We start from the raw sequence: 15,641 nt of genomic DNA, 5'->3' as shown, positions 1-15,641 counted from the left end.
AACCCCGGAAGGAACGTCATGGGTGCTGGTACCAGTCCGGCCGGCCAGGACTCCGTCGACCCCGAGGTCGAGGCCGAGGCCGAGGTCCGGGAGACGCCGGTGACGCCCGCCTCGGACGCCGGGGAGCCCGAGCCGGCCGGGGACCCGCTCGCGGAACCGGCCGGAGCGGCGCTCGCGGAACCGGTCGAGGATCAGCGCGCCGAAGCGGACGGGGACCAGCGCGCGGATCCTGCCGTCGGCGAGGGCTCCGCAGGTGAACCGGTCGCGGCCGTCGCTCCGCGCTCCCGGCGCTTCCCCTCGCTTACCCGTGACACCGCACGGCCCGAGGGCGGCGGACGGGCGGCGCCCGGCGACGCGCCCGCGCCTGCCCGTCAGTGGCCCCTCCTCACCGTGCTGAGCATGGCCGGCGCGGGGCTGCTGATCGTCGCCACCGACCCCTTCACCGAGGCGTTCCGGATCGGCGCGATGCTGATCGGGGTCGCCCTCATCACCGGGGCCGTGCTCCGCTGGGTGGTCCCGTCGGTCGGCATGCTCGCCGTGCGGTCCCGGTTCACCGACCTGGTCACGTACGGGCTGATGGGCACGCTCATCGTGCTGCTCGCGCTGATGGCGCAGCCGAAGCCCTGGCTGGACGTCCCGATCCTCGAGGACGCGGTCCACTTCACGATCCGTTAGGCCTCGCGCGTCATTGGGTGCGCCGGTGGCCTGCGGTGGTGTCCGTCCCCTCCCCCGAGAAGGGACGGACACCCCGGGACGAGGAGTCCGTACGGAAAAGCACCGGAATCCGGTGACTTGAGCGGCCTTGCCCCGTCCTGCATCAAGGGTCATGGACATGTCCTAACGAGACAAGCGATGCTTTGCGCCTGTGGCACGGAAGTGACCATTCCGCCACGGTGTGATCGCTCGGCAACGGTGGCAGACTGGCACGGCATCCGGCCCCGGGGCGCTCGAGGGAGCGCACTCGCGAACCGAATGCTCCCGTGCGCTCTCATGCCAGGAACTGTCCACCCGGCATCGCGCATCCTCTTGGGTAGCCCGGAACGGAAGACCGCCGGCTCCGGGCAGGGGGCATCGGAACCGGCGTCGTGAAGCGGGGCACATCAGGCACGTTCGGGGGAACACAAGGGGGGGCAATGCCTCGTTGGAAGGCACTACCGGAGGAACTCGACCCGCAGGTCAAGGAGTTCACGGGCCAGTTGCGCAGGCTCGTCGACCGCAGCGGGCTGAACCTCGCCGCGGTGGCCGACCGCACGGGTTACAGCAAGACGTCGTGGGAGCGGTATCTCAACGGCCGGCTGCTGGCTCCGAGGGGGGCGATCGTCGCCCTGGCCGAGGTGACCGGCACCAACCAGAATCACCTGACGACCATGTGGGAACTCGCGGAGCGCGCCTGGAGCCGCTCCGAGATGCGCCACGACATGACGATGGAAGCCATCCGGATCACCCAGGCGCGCGCCGCGCTCGGTGAGTTCGGTACGGCGCCGGACGCCGGCAGGACGGGCGGCCGCGCCGGGACGGGCGTGTCCACCGCTCCGGGAGCGGGCGCCGACCGTGGTGAGGGAGTGGTCGACGGCGCCCGTCCGCCGTCCGTCCCGGCCCAGCGCGGTCCGATACCCGCGGCGCGGCAGCAGCCCCCGGGCCAGGCGCCGGGCGTCGCGTCGAACGTGCCGGCCGGCTTCGGACCAGGGCCGGGCGCCGCCGGTCGGGCCGCGCGCAAGCCCGGTGGGCGGCGCAGGCTGACGATGCTTCTCGTGGGCATGACCGGGGCGTTGCTGGTGGCCGTCGGCGCGGTGCTGCTGGCGGCCCCCGGCGGCGACGAGGGCGGGGCCGGCGAGGCGAAGCCGTCCGCCTCGCCGACGGTGAAGGCCCCACCGCTCCCCGAGGGCGTCGAGTGCTCGGGCGCCGACTGCGCCGGCCAGGACCCGGAGGCCATGGGCTGCGGCGGTGAACTCGCCCGAACGGTCGCCAGTGCCACCGTCGGTGGCAGCCTCGTCGAGGTCAGGTACAGCAAGACCTGCGCGGCCTCCTGGGCCCGGATCACCAAGGCCGCGCCGGGGGACACCGTACGGATCAGCGCGGGAGCCGACGAGCAGGAGGGCGCGGTGAACGAAGGCGGGGGTGCCGGTACGGACACGGCAGCCGACACCGACGCGTACACCCCGATGGTCGCGGTCGGGAAACCGGCCGACGCCGAGGCCTGCGCGACCGTCGCCTCAGGCGCGAAGGGCTGCACCACGCCTCAGTAGTGATGACCTGTGCGCTGTCCCACAGGGGGGCTGGCGGCCGTGCGGCTCCGGGTCCGATAGCCTGACCGCTGGATATCTCTTCACGTCAAGATTCAGAGGTATCCAGCACCAGGGGCAGGGACCCCCACCGCCAGCTGTCTAACGGAGATCGCCATGACCCGCACTCCCGTGAATGTCACCGTGACCGGCGCAGCCGGCCAGATCGGCTACGCGCTGCTCTTCCGCATCGCTTCCGGCCACCTGCTCGGCCCGGACGTGCCGGTCAACCTGCGACTCCTCGAGATCCCGCAGGGCCTCAAGGCGGCCGAGGGCACCGCGATGGAGCTCGACGACTGCGCCTTCCCGCTGCTGAGCAACATCGAGATCACGGACGACCCCAACGTCGGCTTCGCCGGTGCGAACGTCGCTCTGCTCGTCGGCGCCCGCCCGCGCACGAAGGGCATGGAGCGCGGCGACCTGCTCTCCGCCAACGGCGGCATCTTCAAGCCGCAGGGCAAGGCCATCAACGACAACGCCGCGGACGACATCAAGGTCCTCGTCGTCGGCAACCCGGCCAACACCAACGCGCTCATCGCGCAGGCCGCCGCCCCGGACGTACCGGCGGAGCGCTTCACCGCGATGACCCGTCTGGACCACAACCGCGCGATCTCGCAGCTGGCCGCCAAGACCGGTGCCGCCGTCTCCGACATCAAGAAGCTGACGATCTGGGGTAACCACTCGGCGACCCAGTACCCGGACATCTTCCACGCGGAGATCGCCGGCAAGAACGCCGCCGAGCTCGTCAACGACGAGGCCTGGCTGGCCGACACCTTCATCCCGACCGTCGCCAAGCGCGGCGCGGCGATCATCGAGGCCCGTGGCGCGTCCTCGGCCGCCTCGGCCGCCAACGCCGCCATCGACCACGTGCACACGTGGGTCAACGGCACCGCGGCGGGCGACTGGACCTCGATGGGTATCCCGTCGGACGGCTCCTACGGCGTCCCCGAGGGCATCATCTCGTCGTTCCCGGTCACCACGGAGAACGGCACCTACAAGATCGTCCAGGGCCTGGACATCAACGACTTCTCCCGTGGGCGCATCGACGCGTCGGTGCGGGAGCTCGTCGAGGAGCGCGACGCGGTCCGCGAGCTCGGCCTGATCTGACCGAGCCCCGGCCGCCCGGCCTGACGTTCGGCACCACGCTCTGACGAAGCGCCCCCGGCAGCACACGCTGCCGGGGGCGCTTCGCCGTGCCGGCCGGAGAGCGCAAGCGTCGGCGAGCGGACGTTTCAGCGGCTGAGCAGCGCTCCGGCCAGGTCCCGCAGGGCAGCCGTGGCCTCTCGCTGCATCAGCGGACCGAAGGTGATCCGCGCCGCGCCCAGCTCTCCGAGGCGGCGCAGGTCCGACGGGTCCCGAGGCGAGCCATGGGCGTTGAGCGGGACCGGGATCGCCGAGGCCAGGCTGGGAAGCGCGGCCGGGGGCGCGGTGATCGGGTAGACGCAGTCCGCGCCGGCCGCCGCGTAGAGACGGCCGCGCTCGATCGCCCCGGACTCCGGGTCCGGAACGTCGTGCAGGTACGTGTCGACGCGGGCGTTGACGAAGAGCCGGCCACCCGCGAACGACCGCACTTCCGCCAGCCGGTCGGCCTGCTCGTGCGGGTCGAGGAGGACCCCGTCCACGGAGTCCTCCAGATTGCAGCCCACGGCGCCCGTCTCCAGGAGGCGTTCCACGAGTTCCTTCGGCGCCAGCCCGTAACCGGCCTCGATGTCCGCGGACACGGGCACGGACACGGACCGCACGATCCTCGCCACCGCCGAGAACATCTCGGCGGCCGGTGTCCGGCCGTCCTCGTAACCGAGCGAGGCCGCGACGGCGGCGCTCGGCGTGGCGAGCGCGGGGAAGCCGGCCTGCTCGAAGGCACGGGCGCTCACGGCGTCCCACGGGCCGGGCAGGACCAACGGGTCGCCCGGCGCGCGCCCCTGATGGAGCGCACGGAAGACGGAGACCGGATCGGACGTGGGCATGAGGGAACTCCCTGGGAGGGGACGGGCCTGCGGACTCGGCGCGCTGGCGGGGCGTACGGAGGTCAGTGCTTGAGGTCGCCCGGCGCGTAGTGGCCGGGGGCGGGCCGGGTGGCCACACCGAACCGGTTCCACGCGTTGATCACCGTGATGGAAGCGATCAGCTGGGCGAGTTCCGCCTCCTCGAAGTGCCCGGCGGCCTTCGCGTACACCTCGTCGGGCACGAACCCCGTGGTCAGGTCCGTCACTGCCTCGGTCAGTGCGATCGCCGCGAGCTCCTTCTCCGTGTAGAAGTGCTGCGACTCCTCCCAGGCGCTGAGCTGAACGATCCGCTCGACCGACTCGCCCGCCGCGAGGGCGTCCTTGCTGTGCATGTCCAGACAGAACGCACAGCGGTTGATCTGCGAGGCCCGGATCTTCACCAGCTCGACCAGCTTCGGGTCCAGACCCTTACCGGCGGCGACATCGAGTCGCACCATGGCCTTGTAGACCTCGGGGGCGAGCTGGGCCCAGGGGAGGCGGGCGGGGTGCTCGGGGGCGTAGTCGGAAGAGGCGGGACCGTGCTCGTGCGTCGTCATGGCTACACGCTACGGGCCAGGTGGCGCACCGGTATGGTCCATTTCCATGACGGATTCCTGGGCCACTTTCGGGGCCGACCTGCACATCGAACCGGTGGGCGGCGGCCTGCGCAGCGGACTCATGGAGGCGCTGCGGGAGGCGGTGCGCAGCGGACGGCTCGCGCCCGGCACCCGGCTGCCGTCGTCCCGTACGCTCGCCGCCGATCTCGGGGTCGCCCGGAACACCGTCGCCGACGCCTATGCCGAACTCGTCGCCGAGGGCTGGCTCACCGCCCGGCAGGGTTCGGGCACCACCGTCGCCCGGCGGTCCGCCCCGCGCCCGACCGCCACCAGGGGGCCCACGTCGCGTCCGGTACGTGGCAGGCCCGCATACAGCCTCAGCCCCGGGACGCCCGACCTCGCGTCCTTCCCGCGCGCGGAGTGGCTCAAGGCGGCCCGGCGCGCCCTGACCGCGGCGCCCAACGAAGCTTTCGGTTACGGGGATCCGCGTGGCCGCGTCGAACTGCGGACCGTGCTGGCCGACTACCTGTCCCGGGCCCGCGGGGTGCACGCGGGTCCCGAACGGATCGTCATCTGCTCCGGATTCGTCCACGGGCTGATGCTGATGGGGAAGGTCCTGCGCAAGCGCCGGGTGAAGGACGTCGTGGTCGAGTCGTACGGACTGGATGAGCACTGGCACCTCCTGAGGGAAGCGGGGCTGAGCACCCCGTGCCTGCCGCTGGACGAACTGGGCTCCCGGACCGGTGATCTCGGGGTGATGCGAGGTGCGGGCGCGGTCCTGATGACTCCGGCGCACCAGTTCCCGACGGGTGTCCCGCTCCACCCCGACCGGCGGGCCGCCGCGGTGGACTGGGCGCGGTCCTCGGGTGGCCTGATCCTGGAGGACGACTACGACGGGGAGTTCCGCTACGACCGTCAGCCGGTCGGGGCGCTCCAGAGCCTCGATCCGGAACGCGTCGTCTACTTCGGTACGTCGAGCAAGTCCCTCGCCCCCGGGCTTCGGCTCGGCTGGATGGTGCTCCCGGAATCGCTGGCCGGGGAGGTGGCGGAGGCGAAGGGGGTCTCCGACTGGGCGTCCGGCGCGCTGGACCAGCTGACTCTGGCGGAGTTCATCGCGTCCGGGGCGTACGACCGTCATGTCCGGTCCATGCGGCTGCGTTACCGGCGCAGGCGCGACCAACTCGTCGCCGCACTCGCGGAGAGGGCACCGGACGTCCGGGTCAGCGGCATCGCCGCCGGCCTCCACGCCGTGCTCGAACTCCCCGAGGGCACCGAACGAACGGTGATCCAGGCCGCCGCCTTCCAGGGCCTGGCCCTGGAAGGCGTGTCCCGATACCGGCACCCGCAGGCGGCGCCGGGCCGCGACGCCCTGGTCATCAGCTACGGCTCACCCCCGGACAGCGCCTGGTCGAGCACGCTGGAAGCCCTCTGCCGCGTACTGCCCTGACCCTCTGACCCTCTGACCCCCTGACAACCTGACTTCCTGAACCCCTGAACCCCTGAAGCCCTGACCCTCGTCCTCCCGACGTCCAAGTTCTGACCTCCGGACCCCGAACCCCGGGCCCCCGGACCCCGAACCCCGGCCCCTGGAACCCGGACCTCTGCCCTCCTGACCCGGCCTCCTGACCCCGCTCTGGCCCCGGGCCGTGAGCTGTCCCGGGCCGTCGGCTCCCCGTGGGTCAGCCGCTCAGGACGTCGCGCAGCTGGGCCAGGCCCCAGTCCAGGTCCTCCTTGCTGATCACCAGGGGCGGGGCGATACGGATGGTCGATCCGTGGGTGTCCTTGACGAGCACGCCGCGATCCATCAGCTTCTCCGAGATCTCCCGGCCCGTCCCGAGGGCCGGGGAGATGTCTACGCCCGCCCACAGGCCCCGGCCCCGCACGGCTTCGACGGCGCCCTGGCCCACCAGCACGCCCAGTTCACGGTGCAGGTGGTCGCCCAGCTCGGTCGCGCGCTGCTGGAACTCGCCGCTGCGCAGCATCGCGATGACCTCCAGCGCGACCGCGCAGGCCAGCGGATTTCCGCCGAACGTCGAGCCGTGCTCGCCCGGTCCGTACACACCGAGCACCGCCGCCGATGACACCACCGCCGACACGGGCACCACGCCCCCGCCGAGTGCCTTGCCGAGCACGTACATGTCGGGCACCACGCCCTCGTGCTCACAGGCGAAGGTCTTTCCCGTCCTCCCCAGGCCCGACTGGATCTCGTCCGCGATGAAGAGGACATTCCGCTCGCGGGTCAGCTCACGGACCCCGGAGAAATACCCGGCGGGCGGCACCAGCACCCCGGCCTCGCCCTGGATCGGCTCCATCAGCACCGCCACGGTGTTCTCGGTCATCGCCTCGCGGAGCGCGGTGAGGTCGCCGTACGGCACGATCTCGAACCCGGGTGTGTACGGCCCGAAGTCCGCCCGGGCCTCGTGGTCCGTGGAGAAACTGACGATCGTGGTCGTCCTGCCGTGGAAGTTGTCGGCGGCGACGATGATCTTCGCCATGCCGTCGGGAACGCCCTTGACCCGGTACCCCCACTTGCGGGCGGTCTTCACCGCCGTCTCCACGGCCTCCGCGCCGGTGTTCATGGGCAGGACCATGTCCATCCCGCACAACTCCGCGAGCTGCGTACAGAAATCGGCGAAGCGGTCGTGGTGGAAGGCACGCGAGGTGAGCGTCACCCGTTCCAGCTGGGCCTTGGCCGCGTCGATCAGCCGACGGTTGCCGTGGCCGAAGTTGAGGGCCGAATACCCGGCGAGCATGTCGAGGTAGCGGCGGCCCTCGACGTCGGTCATCCAGGCACCTTCCGCTGAGGCGACGACGACGGGCAACGGGTGGTAATTGTGCGCACTGTGCGCCTCGGCTGAGGCGATGGCTGTTTCCGTGGTCGACACGGGATCTCCGATCGTCGTGCGGCGTGGGCGGGGGGTTGTGCCCACTTTGTATCGTCGGTCGGTTACCTGGCGGGGAAACCTTCATTGCGCGGCGCGCCCCCGATGCCTTCCTTGCCTTCCCGGGCTCCCGCCTCAGACATCCAGCAACGGTCGGCGCCGACGCGCGCCGGTACTACGGGCCGGAACCCCGCTCGGCGAGCCGCCTCCGCAAGCGGTACGGCGTCCCGAATCCGCTCCGGCGCCCCACAGGCGGGTCCGGGCGCGCCGGGACCCGCAGGCGGATCCGACGCGCTCACCGGTGGCGGTGCTGCCGGGGTGTACCGCACCTCGAACCCGCCGAAAGCGAACCAGTCCGCGACGGTCGCCCGCACCGGCGGTGTGAGGACCAGCACCACGAGCAGTCCGCAGAGCGCGGCTCCGAGCAGCCGGGCGCGCCCGCGAAGCCAGGCCCAGGCCCGCTCCGCACGACTCGCAGGCTCCGGTGCGGGCACCGGCACCCCTTCCGCGACGAGCTGCGCCATCACTCGCTCGGCCATCGTCAGCCCGTCGGTCGCCGGCACGTCCAGCCCGCGCCCGAGTGCCAGCAGCTCCGCCCGGAGCAGGGCCCTGCCGGCGGGGAGGCCCGGGCCCACCCGGGCCTCCCCGCCAGGCTCATGCCCGCCCACCGCCTCATGCCCGCCCACCGGCTCATCCACGTCCCCCACGCCTTCCACCTCCTTCACGGGCCCTCCCGTACCTGGCGCCCTCGCCGTCCCCGTCGCCATCGCGCTCCGGTTCATGGCGCAGTTCCTTCCGCAGCTCCTTCTCCAGCTTCTTCAGCGCGCGGTTGAGCCGGGACTTCACCGTCCCCCTCGGCCAGCCCAGGGCCTGCGCCGTCTCCGCCTCGTCCATCTCCAGCAGATACCGGTAGGTCACCACCTGCCGCTGCTCCTCGCTCAGCCCGTCCAGAGCCGCGGTGAGCAGGCTTCGCCTCTCCTCGGCGAGCGCCGCCACCGCCGGGTCAGCGGACTCCGGTATCAGCGGGTCGGCGCCATGGAAGCCGGCCTCGCGGCCGGCCGCCGCCCGCGCGCGGCCCGCCGCCCGCACTGTGTTTCTCGTCTCATTCGCGACGATCCGTAACAACCATGGACGAAACGCGGCACCGTCCCGGAATCGCCCGAGGGCCTGATAGGCCTTGAAGAAGGCGGACTGCACCACGTCCTCCGCGTCCGACCCCGCTCCGAAGGCGACCGCGACCCGCAGCGCCACCCCCGTGTGGGCACGCACGAGCTGCGCATATGCCTGCGCGTCCCCTGCGCGCACACGAGCGATTACCGCGGCCTCGTCGCCGTCGGTCCGGCTTCCGGGCTGCCCTCCGGACCGCCCGACGGTGCCGCCCCCGGCCCGGTCGCCGACGGTGCGGCCCCCCTCCGGCCCCTGATGCAGGGCCCCCTCCCGCGTCCTCACACCTTTCATACACCGGTTGCCGGAGTTCGGTTCCGCACCTGAGACAATGAGTTCTATGGCCTCTGAACGCCCCCGCGTGCTCTCCGGAATCCAGCCCACCGCAGGCTCGTTCCACCTCGGCAACTATCTCGGTGCGGTCCGCCAGTGGGTGGCGCTGCAGGAATCCCACGACGCCTTCTACATGGTGGTGGACCTGCACGCGATCACCGTTCCGCAGGACCCTGTGGAGCTGCGCGCGAACACCCGGCTCGCAGTCGCCCAGCTGCTGGCGGCCGGTCTCGACACCGACCGGTGCACGCTCTTCGTCCAGAGCCACGTCCCCGAGCACGCCCAGCTCGGCTGGATCATGAACTGCCTGACCGGCTTCGGTGAGGCGTCCCGCATGACGCAGTTCAAGGACAAGTCAGCCAAGCAGGGCGCCGACCGGGCGACCGTCGGCCTCTTCACGTACCCCGTTCTCCAGGTCGCCGACATCCTGCTCTACCAGGCGAACCAGGTGCCGGTCGGCGAGGACCAGCGCCAGCACATCGAGCTGACCCGCGACCTCGCCGAGCGCTTCAACGGCCGGTACGGACAGACGTTCACCATCCCGGCGCCGTACATCCTCAAGGAGACGGCGAAGATCTACGACCTCCAGGACCCGGCGATCAAGATGAGCAAGTCGGCGTCGACGCCGAAGGGCCTCATCAACCTCCTGGACGACCCGAAGGTCACCGCCAAGAAGGTCAAGAGCGCGGTCACCGACACGGACACGGTGATCCGCTTCGACGCGGAGAAGAAGCCGGGTGTCAGCAACCTTCTGACCATCTACTCCACCCTCACGGGGGCTGGAATCGCGGATCTGGAGCAGAAGTACGAGGGCAAGGGCTACGGTGCGCTGAAGACCGACCTCGCGGAGGTCATGGTGGACTTCGTCACCCCCTTCCGTGCCCGTACACAGGAATATCTGGACGACCCCGAGACGCTGGACTCCATCCTGGCCAAGGGCGCGGAGAAGGCCAGGGCCGTCGCCGCGGAGACCCTGGCGCAGACCTACGACCGGATGGGCCTTCTGCCCGCCAAGCACTGAGTCCAAGGACCCTGGCGAGAACGCGGTCCCAGGCGGCACACTTGCGTCGGGACGACCGGAAATCGACCATCGAAGACTGAGGAGAACGACGTGGGGACCGTAACGCTCGGCGTTTCGATCGCGGTCCCGGAGCCCTTCGGCAGCCTGCTCCAGGAGCGGCGCGCGAGCTTCGGGGACCCTGCCGCGCATGGCATTCCCACCCACGTCACGCTTCTCCCGCCGACAGTGGCGGAGGCGGCCGACCTGCCCGCGATCGAGACGCACCTCGCGCAGATCGCGGCGGCCGGCCGTCCCTTCCCGATGCGGCTGTCCGGCACCGGGACCTTCCGGCCCCTCTCCCCTGTCGTCTTCGTCCAGGTCGTCGAGGGTGCCTCAGCCTGCTCCTGGCTCCAGAAGAGGGTCCGGGACGCGTCGGGGCCCCTGGTGCGCGAGCTCCAGTTCCCGTACCACCCCCACGTGACCGTGGCGCACGGCATCGCCGAGGAGGCGATGGACCGTGCCTACGAGGAGCTGTCCGTCTACGAGGCGGCGTGGACCTGCGGTTCCTTCGCTCTGTACGAGCAGGGCGCCGACAGCGTCTGGCGCAAGATCAACGAGTTCCCGTTCGGCGCGGGGGGCAGCTCACCCGCCGTGCCCGCGCAGGGCGGCAGCTCCGTCGACCGGCCCTTCCTGCACTCCTGATCCGGCCTGATCCGAACGAACGGACCGGCGGCGCCCGTACTGCCGCCGCCCTAGACCGGCAGCCGCCGGAACAGCGGGCGCGGTACGTGGCGCAGTGCCGACATCACCACTCGGAGCGACCCCGGGACCCACACCGTCTCCGAGCGCCGCCGCAGCCCGGTAACGATGGCGTCCGCGACCGCTTCCGGGGTCGTCTCCAGGGGCGTCCCGGGCAGGCCCGCGGTCTTCTTCGACCGTACGGAGCCGGGGCGTACGACCATCACCTGCACCCCCGTGCCCTGCAGCGCGTCCCCCAGGCCCTGGGCGAACGTGTCCAGTCCGGCCTTGCTCGACCCGTAGATGAAGTCGGCGCGCCGGGCGCGTTCGCCCGCCACCGAGGACAGCACGACCAGCGATCCGTGTCCCTGCGCCTGGAGTGCGCCGGCGCACACCAGGCCGGCGGAGACCGCCCCCGTGTAGTTGGTCTGGGCGACCCGGACCGCGGAGAGGGGCTCCTCCTCGTCGCGGGCCTGGTCGCCGAGCACACCGAACGCCATCAGAACCATGTCGATGTCCTCCTCGGCGAAGAGGGCGCCGAGCGTGGCCTCGTGCGACTCCGGGGCCAGGGCGTCGAAGGCGACCGTACGGACGTCGGCGCCGAGCGCCCGCAGGTCGGCGGCTGCCTGCTCCAGCGCGGGGGACGGCCGCCCCGCCAGCCGGACCGCGCGGGTGCGGCGGCCGATCAGCCGGCGTGCGGTCGCCAGACCGATCTCCGAGGTGCCGCCGAGGACGAGCAGGGACTGCGGATCACCGAAGGCGTCCTTCATGGAAACACTCCTGGTCAGGGCGGAGGAGAGAGCGGGTCGGACGTTCCGCGGAGAGCGGGCGTGATGTCCCGGGGAAGAGAGCGGCGGGCCCCCGGGGAAGGTGAGGCGGACCCCCCGGGGGCAACGGGGCGTGCGCCCGGGGCGAGGTGGTGGGCGGACCTCAGAGGCCGAGGCGGCGGGACAGGTCCGAGCGGAACGCCCCGTCCGGATCCAGTTCCGCCCGCAGCGCACGGAATTCGGCCAGCCGGGGATACATCGCGGCGAGCGTCTCCGGACGCAGCCGCGCGTCCTTCGCCAGACAGACCCGGCCTCCGGCGGCGGCCACCTCCTCGTCGAGTTCGTCCAGGAACCGCGCCAGTCCGGGGAGCGCCGCAGGGAGACCGAGGGCCAGACTCCAGCCGGGCATCGGGAAGGAGAGCCACCCCGGATCCCCCTTGCCGAACCGTTTGAGCACCGCGTGGAACGCGGGGCAGCGGCGCCGCGAGATCCGGTGGACGATGCGCCGCAGCGTCTCCTCCTGACCGTGTCCGACGACGAACTGGTAGTGCACGAAGCCGCTGCGGCCGTGGACGCGGTTCCAGTGCGGGGCGCCGTCCAGGGCGTGGAAGAACGTGGAGACGCGCTGGAGTTCTCCGGTACGGCGCCTGGGGGAAGCGCGGTAGCGGAGTTCGTTCAACAGGGCGACCGACGCCCGGCCCAGCAGCCCTTCGGGGAGGTACGAGGGGACGGCGGGCAGATGCGCGGGGCGGAACAGCAGTGGCGTGCGCCGGGCGCGCGCCGGGAGCGCGCTCAGTGGTGCGTGCTCCCCCCGGGTGAGTACGGCGCGCCCCGTGGACCGGCCGCGCGCCAGGAGATCGACCCAGGCGGCGGCGTAGGTGGAGTGACGGCCGCCCTCGGTGAGACGGCCCATCAGGTCGTCGAGGTCGGTGGCCCGTTCGGTGGTGACCGACATCAACGAGGTCCTGACGGGCCGGAGTCCGACCGTGGCGGTGAGGATGACGCCCGTGAGCCCCAGGCCGCCCGCTGTCGCGTCGAAGAGAGCGCTGCCGCGGCGGACCGTCCGTACCTCGCCGTCGGCGGTCAGCAGGTCCAACGCCTGTACGTGCCGGGAGAAGGACCCCGAGACATGGTGGTTCCGGCCATGGACGTCGGAGGCGATCGCGCCTCCCACGGTGACGTGGCCGGTCGCGGGGGTGACCGGCGGGAACCAGCCGAGCGGCAAGACCGCCTGCGTCAGACGCCGCAGGCTCACCCCGGCCTCACAGACCACGGTGCCGGTGACGGTGTCGACGCCGCGGACGCGGTTGAGGGCGGTCATGTCGAGGACCGAACCGCCCGCGTTCTGCGCGGCGTCGCCGTAGGCGCGACCGAGGCCGCGCGCGATGGAACCGCGGGGTCCGCGGCCGCACACCACGGCCACCGCCTCCTCGTGCGTGCGGGGCCGGAACCGCAGGGCGGTCGTCGGGGCGGTGCGGCCCCAGCCGGTCAGGGAGACGGTGTCGACAGACATGATGGTGACGTTATCGCCCGGGAAAACACCTTTGAGGGATTTGTTACATCACTCACCGAAATGGGCGATTGAGTGGGTGCAGGGGCGCATTGAAATGAATCTTTCGCAGGCAACCGGAGAGGGGCGTCCGCATTTCCGGGCCACGGGGGTAGGCGTAGGTGATGGACTGGCTGAAGAAACTTCCCGTCATCGGGCCGCTCGTGTCCCGGCTGATGCTGACCCACGCGTACCGCTCGTACGAGACGCTGGATCGCGCCCACTGGGCCCGGCTCGCCGCCGCGATCACCTTCATCAGTTTTCTCGCGCTCTTCCCGCTCATCGCGGTCGGCGCGGCGATCGGGGCCGCGCTGCTCTCCGCCGACCAGCTGCAGAAGATCGAGGACAAGATCGCGGAACAGGTCCCTGGCATCTCCGACCAGCTCGGTATCGACAACCTGGTGGCACACGCGGGCACCGTCGGTCTGGTCGCCGGTGCGCTGCTGCTCGTCACCGGCATCGGCTGGGTCGGTTCGATGCGGGACTGCCTGCGCGCGGTCTGGGGCATCGACGACGCGGACGAGGGCAATCCGGTCCTGCGCAAGCTCAAGGACGCCGGGGTGCTTCTCGGGCTCGGTGGCGCGGCGCTCGTGACGTTCGCCGTCTCCGCGATCGGGTCCACGACGGTCGGCTGGACCGCCGACCGGCTGGGCATCGAGGGGAACGGCTGGGGCGGCGTGCTCCTGCAGGCCGCCGCTCTGGTGGTGTCGGTGTTCGCCGGTTTCCTGCTGCTGCTCTACCTTCTGACGCTGCTTCCGGGCGTGCAGCCGCCGCGACGCCGGCTCGTGGTCGCCGGCCTCGTCGGCGCGGTCGGCTTCGAGCTGCTCAAACTGCTGCTCGGCAGCTATATGAGGGACGTGGCGGGGAAGAGCATGTACGGCGCGTTCGGCGTGCCGGTCGCCCTGCTCCTGTGGATCAACTTCAGCGCGAAGCTCCTGCTCTTCTGCGCCGCCTGGACGGCGACGCGGAGCAAGGAGCCGGCGGATGAGCCGGACGAGGAGCAGGGCGAGGCGGAACAGGCCGCGCGGCGGGAGGTCAGCGGCGGGGAAGACGCCGGACCAGGTCGGGCAGCGGCCAGCGCCGGTTGACCAGGAACACCGCCGCCGACAGCACCACCAGCAGGCCGCCGACGATCGCGAGTGCGATCCCGACCCCGCTGGAGCCGTCCTCGGAGGCCGCCGCGGCGACGGCACCGGCGTCCTTCCCTTCCTGCTCAGTCGTGTTGGCGCCGCTGGCGGGCTGGGCGCCCTTCCCGGCCCCCGTGTCCACCGACTTCGGCGGCACCAGTTCGCCGATGGGGGTCACCTTGCCGCTCGCGGCGAAGCCCCAGTCGAGGAGGCTCGCCGCCTCCTTGTAGACGGCGTGGCTCTCGTCGGACGACGGGTTCATGACGGTGACGAGCAGCACCTTGCCGTCCCGTTCGGCGACACCGGTGAAGGTGTTGCCCGCATGGGTCGTGTAGCCGTTCTTGACGCCCGCGATGCCCTTGTACGGGGCCACGCCGATGTCACCGGTCATCAGACGGTTGGTGTTCTGGATCTCGAAGGTCTCGCGCTTCTTCCCCTTCTTCTTCTCACCCGGGAAGCTGGCGGTGGCCGTGGCCGAGTACTCGCGGAAGTCCGGCTTCTGCAGTCCACTGCGGGCGAAGAGCGTGAGGTCGTACGCGCTGGAGACCTGCTTCGGGGCGTCGTAGCCGTCGGGCGACACGACCGTCGTGTCGAGTGCCTGCAACTCCTCGGCGTGTTTCTGCATGGCGTCGACCGTCTTGGGAACACCGCCGTACATCGACGACAGGACGTGCACCGAGTCGTTGCCCGAACGCAGGAACACACCGAGCCACAGGTCGTGCACCGAGTAGGTGTGGTCCTCCTTGAGGCCCACGAGGCTGCTCCCCTCGCCGATGTCGGCGAGTTCCAGCGCGGTCACCTGGTGCTCCTTGGTCCTCGGCAGCAGTTCGGGCTGCGTCAGGAGCGTGTCCGCGAAGAGCATCTTCAGCGTCGAGGCGGGTGGCAGCCGCCAGTGGGAGTTGTGCGCGGCGAGTACCTGGCCGTTCTCCGCGTCCGCGACGATCCACGACCGGCCGGTGAGCCGCTTGGGCAGTACCGGTGCGCCGGGTCCCAGCTGAACCTGGGTACCCACCCGTCCCAACTGTTCCCCGCCGACCTGCGACATCGGCTGGGTAGGCTTGGGCTGTTTGTCGTCGGTCTTGTCCTTGTCGGCCGCAGAAGCGGGGCTGACAACAAATACGGACAGCAACGCGGCGGAGGTGATCGTCAGCGCGATCTTTTTCAGTGCAGGCACGGTCGGAAACGTACATGGCGAAGGTGTGGATCGGGACCTCGATGCTCTGACCCGCCGGGCATACCGCCGGGACAGCCCACCCG

General features: G+C 71.2%; 15 protein-coding genes. 7 read left to right on the top strand and 8 right to left on the bottom strand.

The genetic code is table 11. The annotated features are described in order from the left end of the window. The first annotated feature begins 18 nt into the window (after positions 1–18). The 3 genes from AB0C82_RS04100 (at position 19) to AB0C82_RS04090 (ending at position 3,389) form a co-directional block, all read left to right on the top strand. Positions 19–675 carry a DUF3017 domain-containing protein gene (locus tag AB0C82_RS04100; protein WP_362836046.1) on the top strand — a complete coding sequence of 219 codons (657 nt, stop codon included), beginning with the start codon at positions 19–21 and terminating at the stop codon, positions 673–675. A 458-nt stretch (positions 676–1,133) separates the two neighbouring features. Continuing rightward, positions 1,134–2,246, top strand: a complete 1,113-nt coding sequence (locus tag AB0C82_RS04095) for a DUF2690 domain-containing protein (RefSeq protein WP_362836044.1) — start codon at positions 1,134–1,136, stop codon at positions 2,244–2,246. A 153-nt stretch (positions 2,247–2,399) separates the two neighbouring features. Then, positions 2,400–3,389, top strand: a complete 990-nt coding sequence (locus tag AB0C82_RS04090; RefSeq protein WP_362836042.1) for a malate dehydrogenase — start codon at positions 2,400–2,402, stop codon at positions 3,387–3,389. Between the two features lie 125 nt (positions 3,390–3,514). Here AB0C82_RS04090 and AB0C82_RS04085 read toward each other — a convergent pair whose 3' ends face one another. Then, positions 3,515–4,249, bottom strand: coding sequence for an isocitrate lyase/phosphoenolpyruvate mutase family protein (locus AB0C82_RS04085; protein WP_362836040.1), 735 nt, complete (start codon positions 4,247–4,249; stop codon positions 3,515–3,517). A 62-nt stretch (positions 4,250–4,311) separates the two neighbouring features. Further along, positions 4,312–4,824 (bottom strand): carboxymuconolactone decarboxylase family protein, encoded by a 513-nt coding sequence (locus AB0C82_RS04080; protein ID WP_362836038.1) that lies wholly within the window; start codon positions 4,822–4,824, stop codon positions 4,312–4,314. A gap of 46 nt (positions 4,825–4,870) precedes the next feature. On the opposite strand from AB0C82_RS04080, the gene AB0C82_RS04075 reads away from it, so the two are divergent. Further along, positions 4,871–6,271, top strand: coding sequence for a PLP-dependent aminotransferase family protein (locus AB0C82_RS04075; protein ID WP_362836036.1), 1,401 nt, complete (start codon positions 4,871–4,873; stop codon positions 6,269–6,271). 232 nt (positions 6,272–6,503) lie between these two features. On the opposite strand, the gene rocD is transcribed toward AB0C82_RS04075, so the two are convergent. The 3 genes from rocD to AB0C82_RS04060 all read right to left on the bottom strand — a co-directional run bounded on the left by rocD (position 6,504) and on the right by AB0C82_RS04060 (position 9,212). Continuing rightward, the gene (gene rocD / locus AB0C82_RS04070; protein ID WP_362836034.1) at positions 6,504–7,709 is read right to left on the bottom strand and encodes an ornithine--oxo-acid transaminase; all 1,206 of its coding nucleotides are present in this window, start codon (positions 7,707–7,709) and stop codon (positions 6,504–6,506) included. A gap of 62 nt (positions 7,710–7,771) precedes the next feature. After that, the gene (locus tag AB0C82_RS04065; RefSeq protein ID WP_362836032.1) at positions 7,772–8,413 is read right to left on the bottom strand and encodes a hypothetical protein; all 642 of its coding nucleotides are present in this window, start codon (positions 8,411–8,413) and stop codon (positions 7,772–7,774) included. Then, positions 8,397–9,212, bottom strand: coding sequence for an RNA polymerase sigma factor (locus tag AB0C82_RS04060; RefSeq protein ID WP_362837035.1), 816 nt, complete (start codon positions 9,210–9,212; stop codon positions 8,397–8,399). The genes AB0C82_RS04065 and AB0C82_RS04060 overlap by 17 nt, the downstream gene beginning before the upstream one ends. Here AB0C82_RS04060 and trpS point away from each other — a divergent pair. Both trpS and AB0C82_RS04050 read left to right on the top strand, forming a co-directional pair. Then, positions 9,211–10,224, top strand: coding sequence for a tryptophan--tRNA ligase (trpS, locus tag AB0C82_RS04055; RefSeq protein ID WP_362836030.1), 1,014 nt, complete (start codon positions 9,211–9,213; stop codon positions 10,222–10,224). The two genes, AB0C82_RS04060 and trpS, sit on opposite strands and share 2 nt — an antisense overlap. A gap of 90 nt (positions 10,225–10,314) precedes the next feature. Next, positions 10,315–10,905 (top strand): 2'-5' RNA ligase family protein, encoded by a 591-nt coding sequence (locus AB0C82_RS04050; protein WP_362836028.1) that lies wholly within the window; start codon positions 10,315–10,317, stop codon positions 10,903–10,905. A gap of 50 nt (positions 10,906–10,955) precedes the next feature. On the opposite strand, the gene AB0C82_RS04045 is transcribed toward AB0C82_RS04050, so the two are convergent. Further along, on the bottom strand, positions 10,956–11,711 hold the full coding sequence (locus tag AB0C82_RS04045; RefSeq protein WP_362836026.1) for a decaprenylphospho-beta-D-erythro-pentofuranosid-2-ulose 2-reductase: 756 nt from the start codon (positions 11,709–11,711) through the stop codon (positions 10,956–10,958). 160 nt (positions 11,712–11,871) lie between these two features. Further along, positions 11,872–13,221: an FAD-binding oxidoreductase gene (locus AB0C82_RS04040; protein ID WP_362836024.1), complete on the bottom strand. Its 1,350-nt coding sequence runs from the start codon at positions 13,219–13,221 to the stop codon at positions 11,872–11,874. Positions 13,222–13,382: 161 nt separating this feature from the next. Between AB0C82_RS04040 and AB0C82_RS04035 the strand changes: the two genes are divergently transcribed. Then, a complete protein-coding gene (locus AB0C82_RS04035; protein WP_362836022.1) occupies positions 13,383–14,345 on the top strand; it encodes a YihY/virulence factor BrkB family protein in 963 nt (320 codons plus the stop codon). Here AB0C82_RS04035 and AB0C82_RS04030 read toward each other — a convergent pair. Then, complete coding sequence (locus AB0C82_RS04030; protein ID WP_362836020.1) at positions 14,293–15,558, bottom strand: D-alanyl-D-alanine carboxypeptidase; 1,266 nt, start codon at positions 15,556–15,558, stop codon at positions 14,293–14,295. The two genes, AB0C82_RS04035 and AB0C82_RS04030, sit on opposite strands and share 53 nt — an antisense overlap. Positions 15,559–15,641: the final 83 nt, after the last annotated feature.

The sequence above is a fragment of the Streptomyces sp. NPDC048560 genome (assembly GCF_040650955.1).
Classification (GTDB): domain Bacteria; phylum Actinomycetota; class Actinomycetes; order Streptomycetales; family Streptomycetaceae; genus Streptomyces.
This window is presented reverse-complemented; position numbering and strand designations above follow the sequence as displayed.

Excerpts from the sequence above, each read along its gene's own strand:
- AB0C82_RS04035 (WP_362836022.1), top strand. The coding sequence starts at position 13,383 with ATGGACTGGCTGAAGAAACTTCCCGTCATCGGGCCGCTCGTGTCCCGG.
- AB0C82_RS04080 (WP_362836038.1), bottom strand. The coding sequence starts at position 4,824 with ATGACGACGCACGAGCACGGTCCCGCCTCTTCCGACTACGCCCCCGAG.
- AB0C82_RS04085 (WP_362836040.1), bottom strand. The coding sequence starts at position 4,249 with ATGCCCACGTCCGATCCGGTCTCCGTCTTCCGTGCGCTCCATCAGGGG.
- AB0C82_RS04095 (WP_362836044.1), top strand. The coding sequence starts at position 1,134 with ATGCCTCGTTGGAAGGCACTACCGGAGGAACTCGACCCGCAGGTCAAG.
- AB0C82_RS04100 (WP_362836046.1), top strand. The coding sequence starts at position 19 with ATGGGTGCTGGTACCAGTCCGGCCGGCCAGGACTCCGTCGACCCCGAG.
- trpS (WP_362836030.1), top strand. The coding sequence starts at position 9,211 with ATGGCCTCTGAACGCCCCCGCGTGCTCTCCGGAATCCAGCCCACCGCA.
- AB0C82_RS04090 (WP_362836042.1), top strand. The coding sequence starts at position 2,400 with ATGACCCGCACTCCCGTGAATGTCACCGTGACCGGCGCAGCCGGCCAG.
- AB0C82_RS04045 (WP_362836026.1), bottom strand. The coding sequence starts at position 11,711 with ATGAAGGACGCCTTCGGTGATCCGCAGTCCCTGCTCGTCCTCGGCGGC.
- AB0C82_RS04075 (WP_362836036.1), top strand. The coding sequence starts at position 4,871 with ATGACGGATTCCTGGGCCACTTTCGGGGCCGACCTGCACATCGAACCG.
- AB0C82_RS04040 (WP_362836024.1), bottom strand. The coding sequence starts at position 13,221 with ATGTCTGTCGACACCGTCTCCCTGACCGGCTGGGGCCGCACCGCCCCG.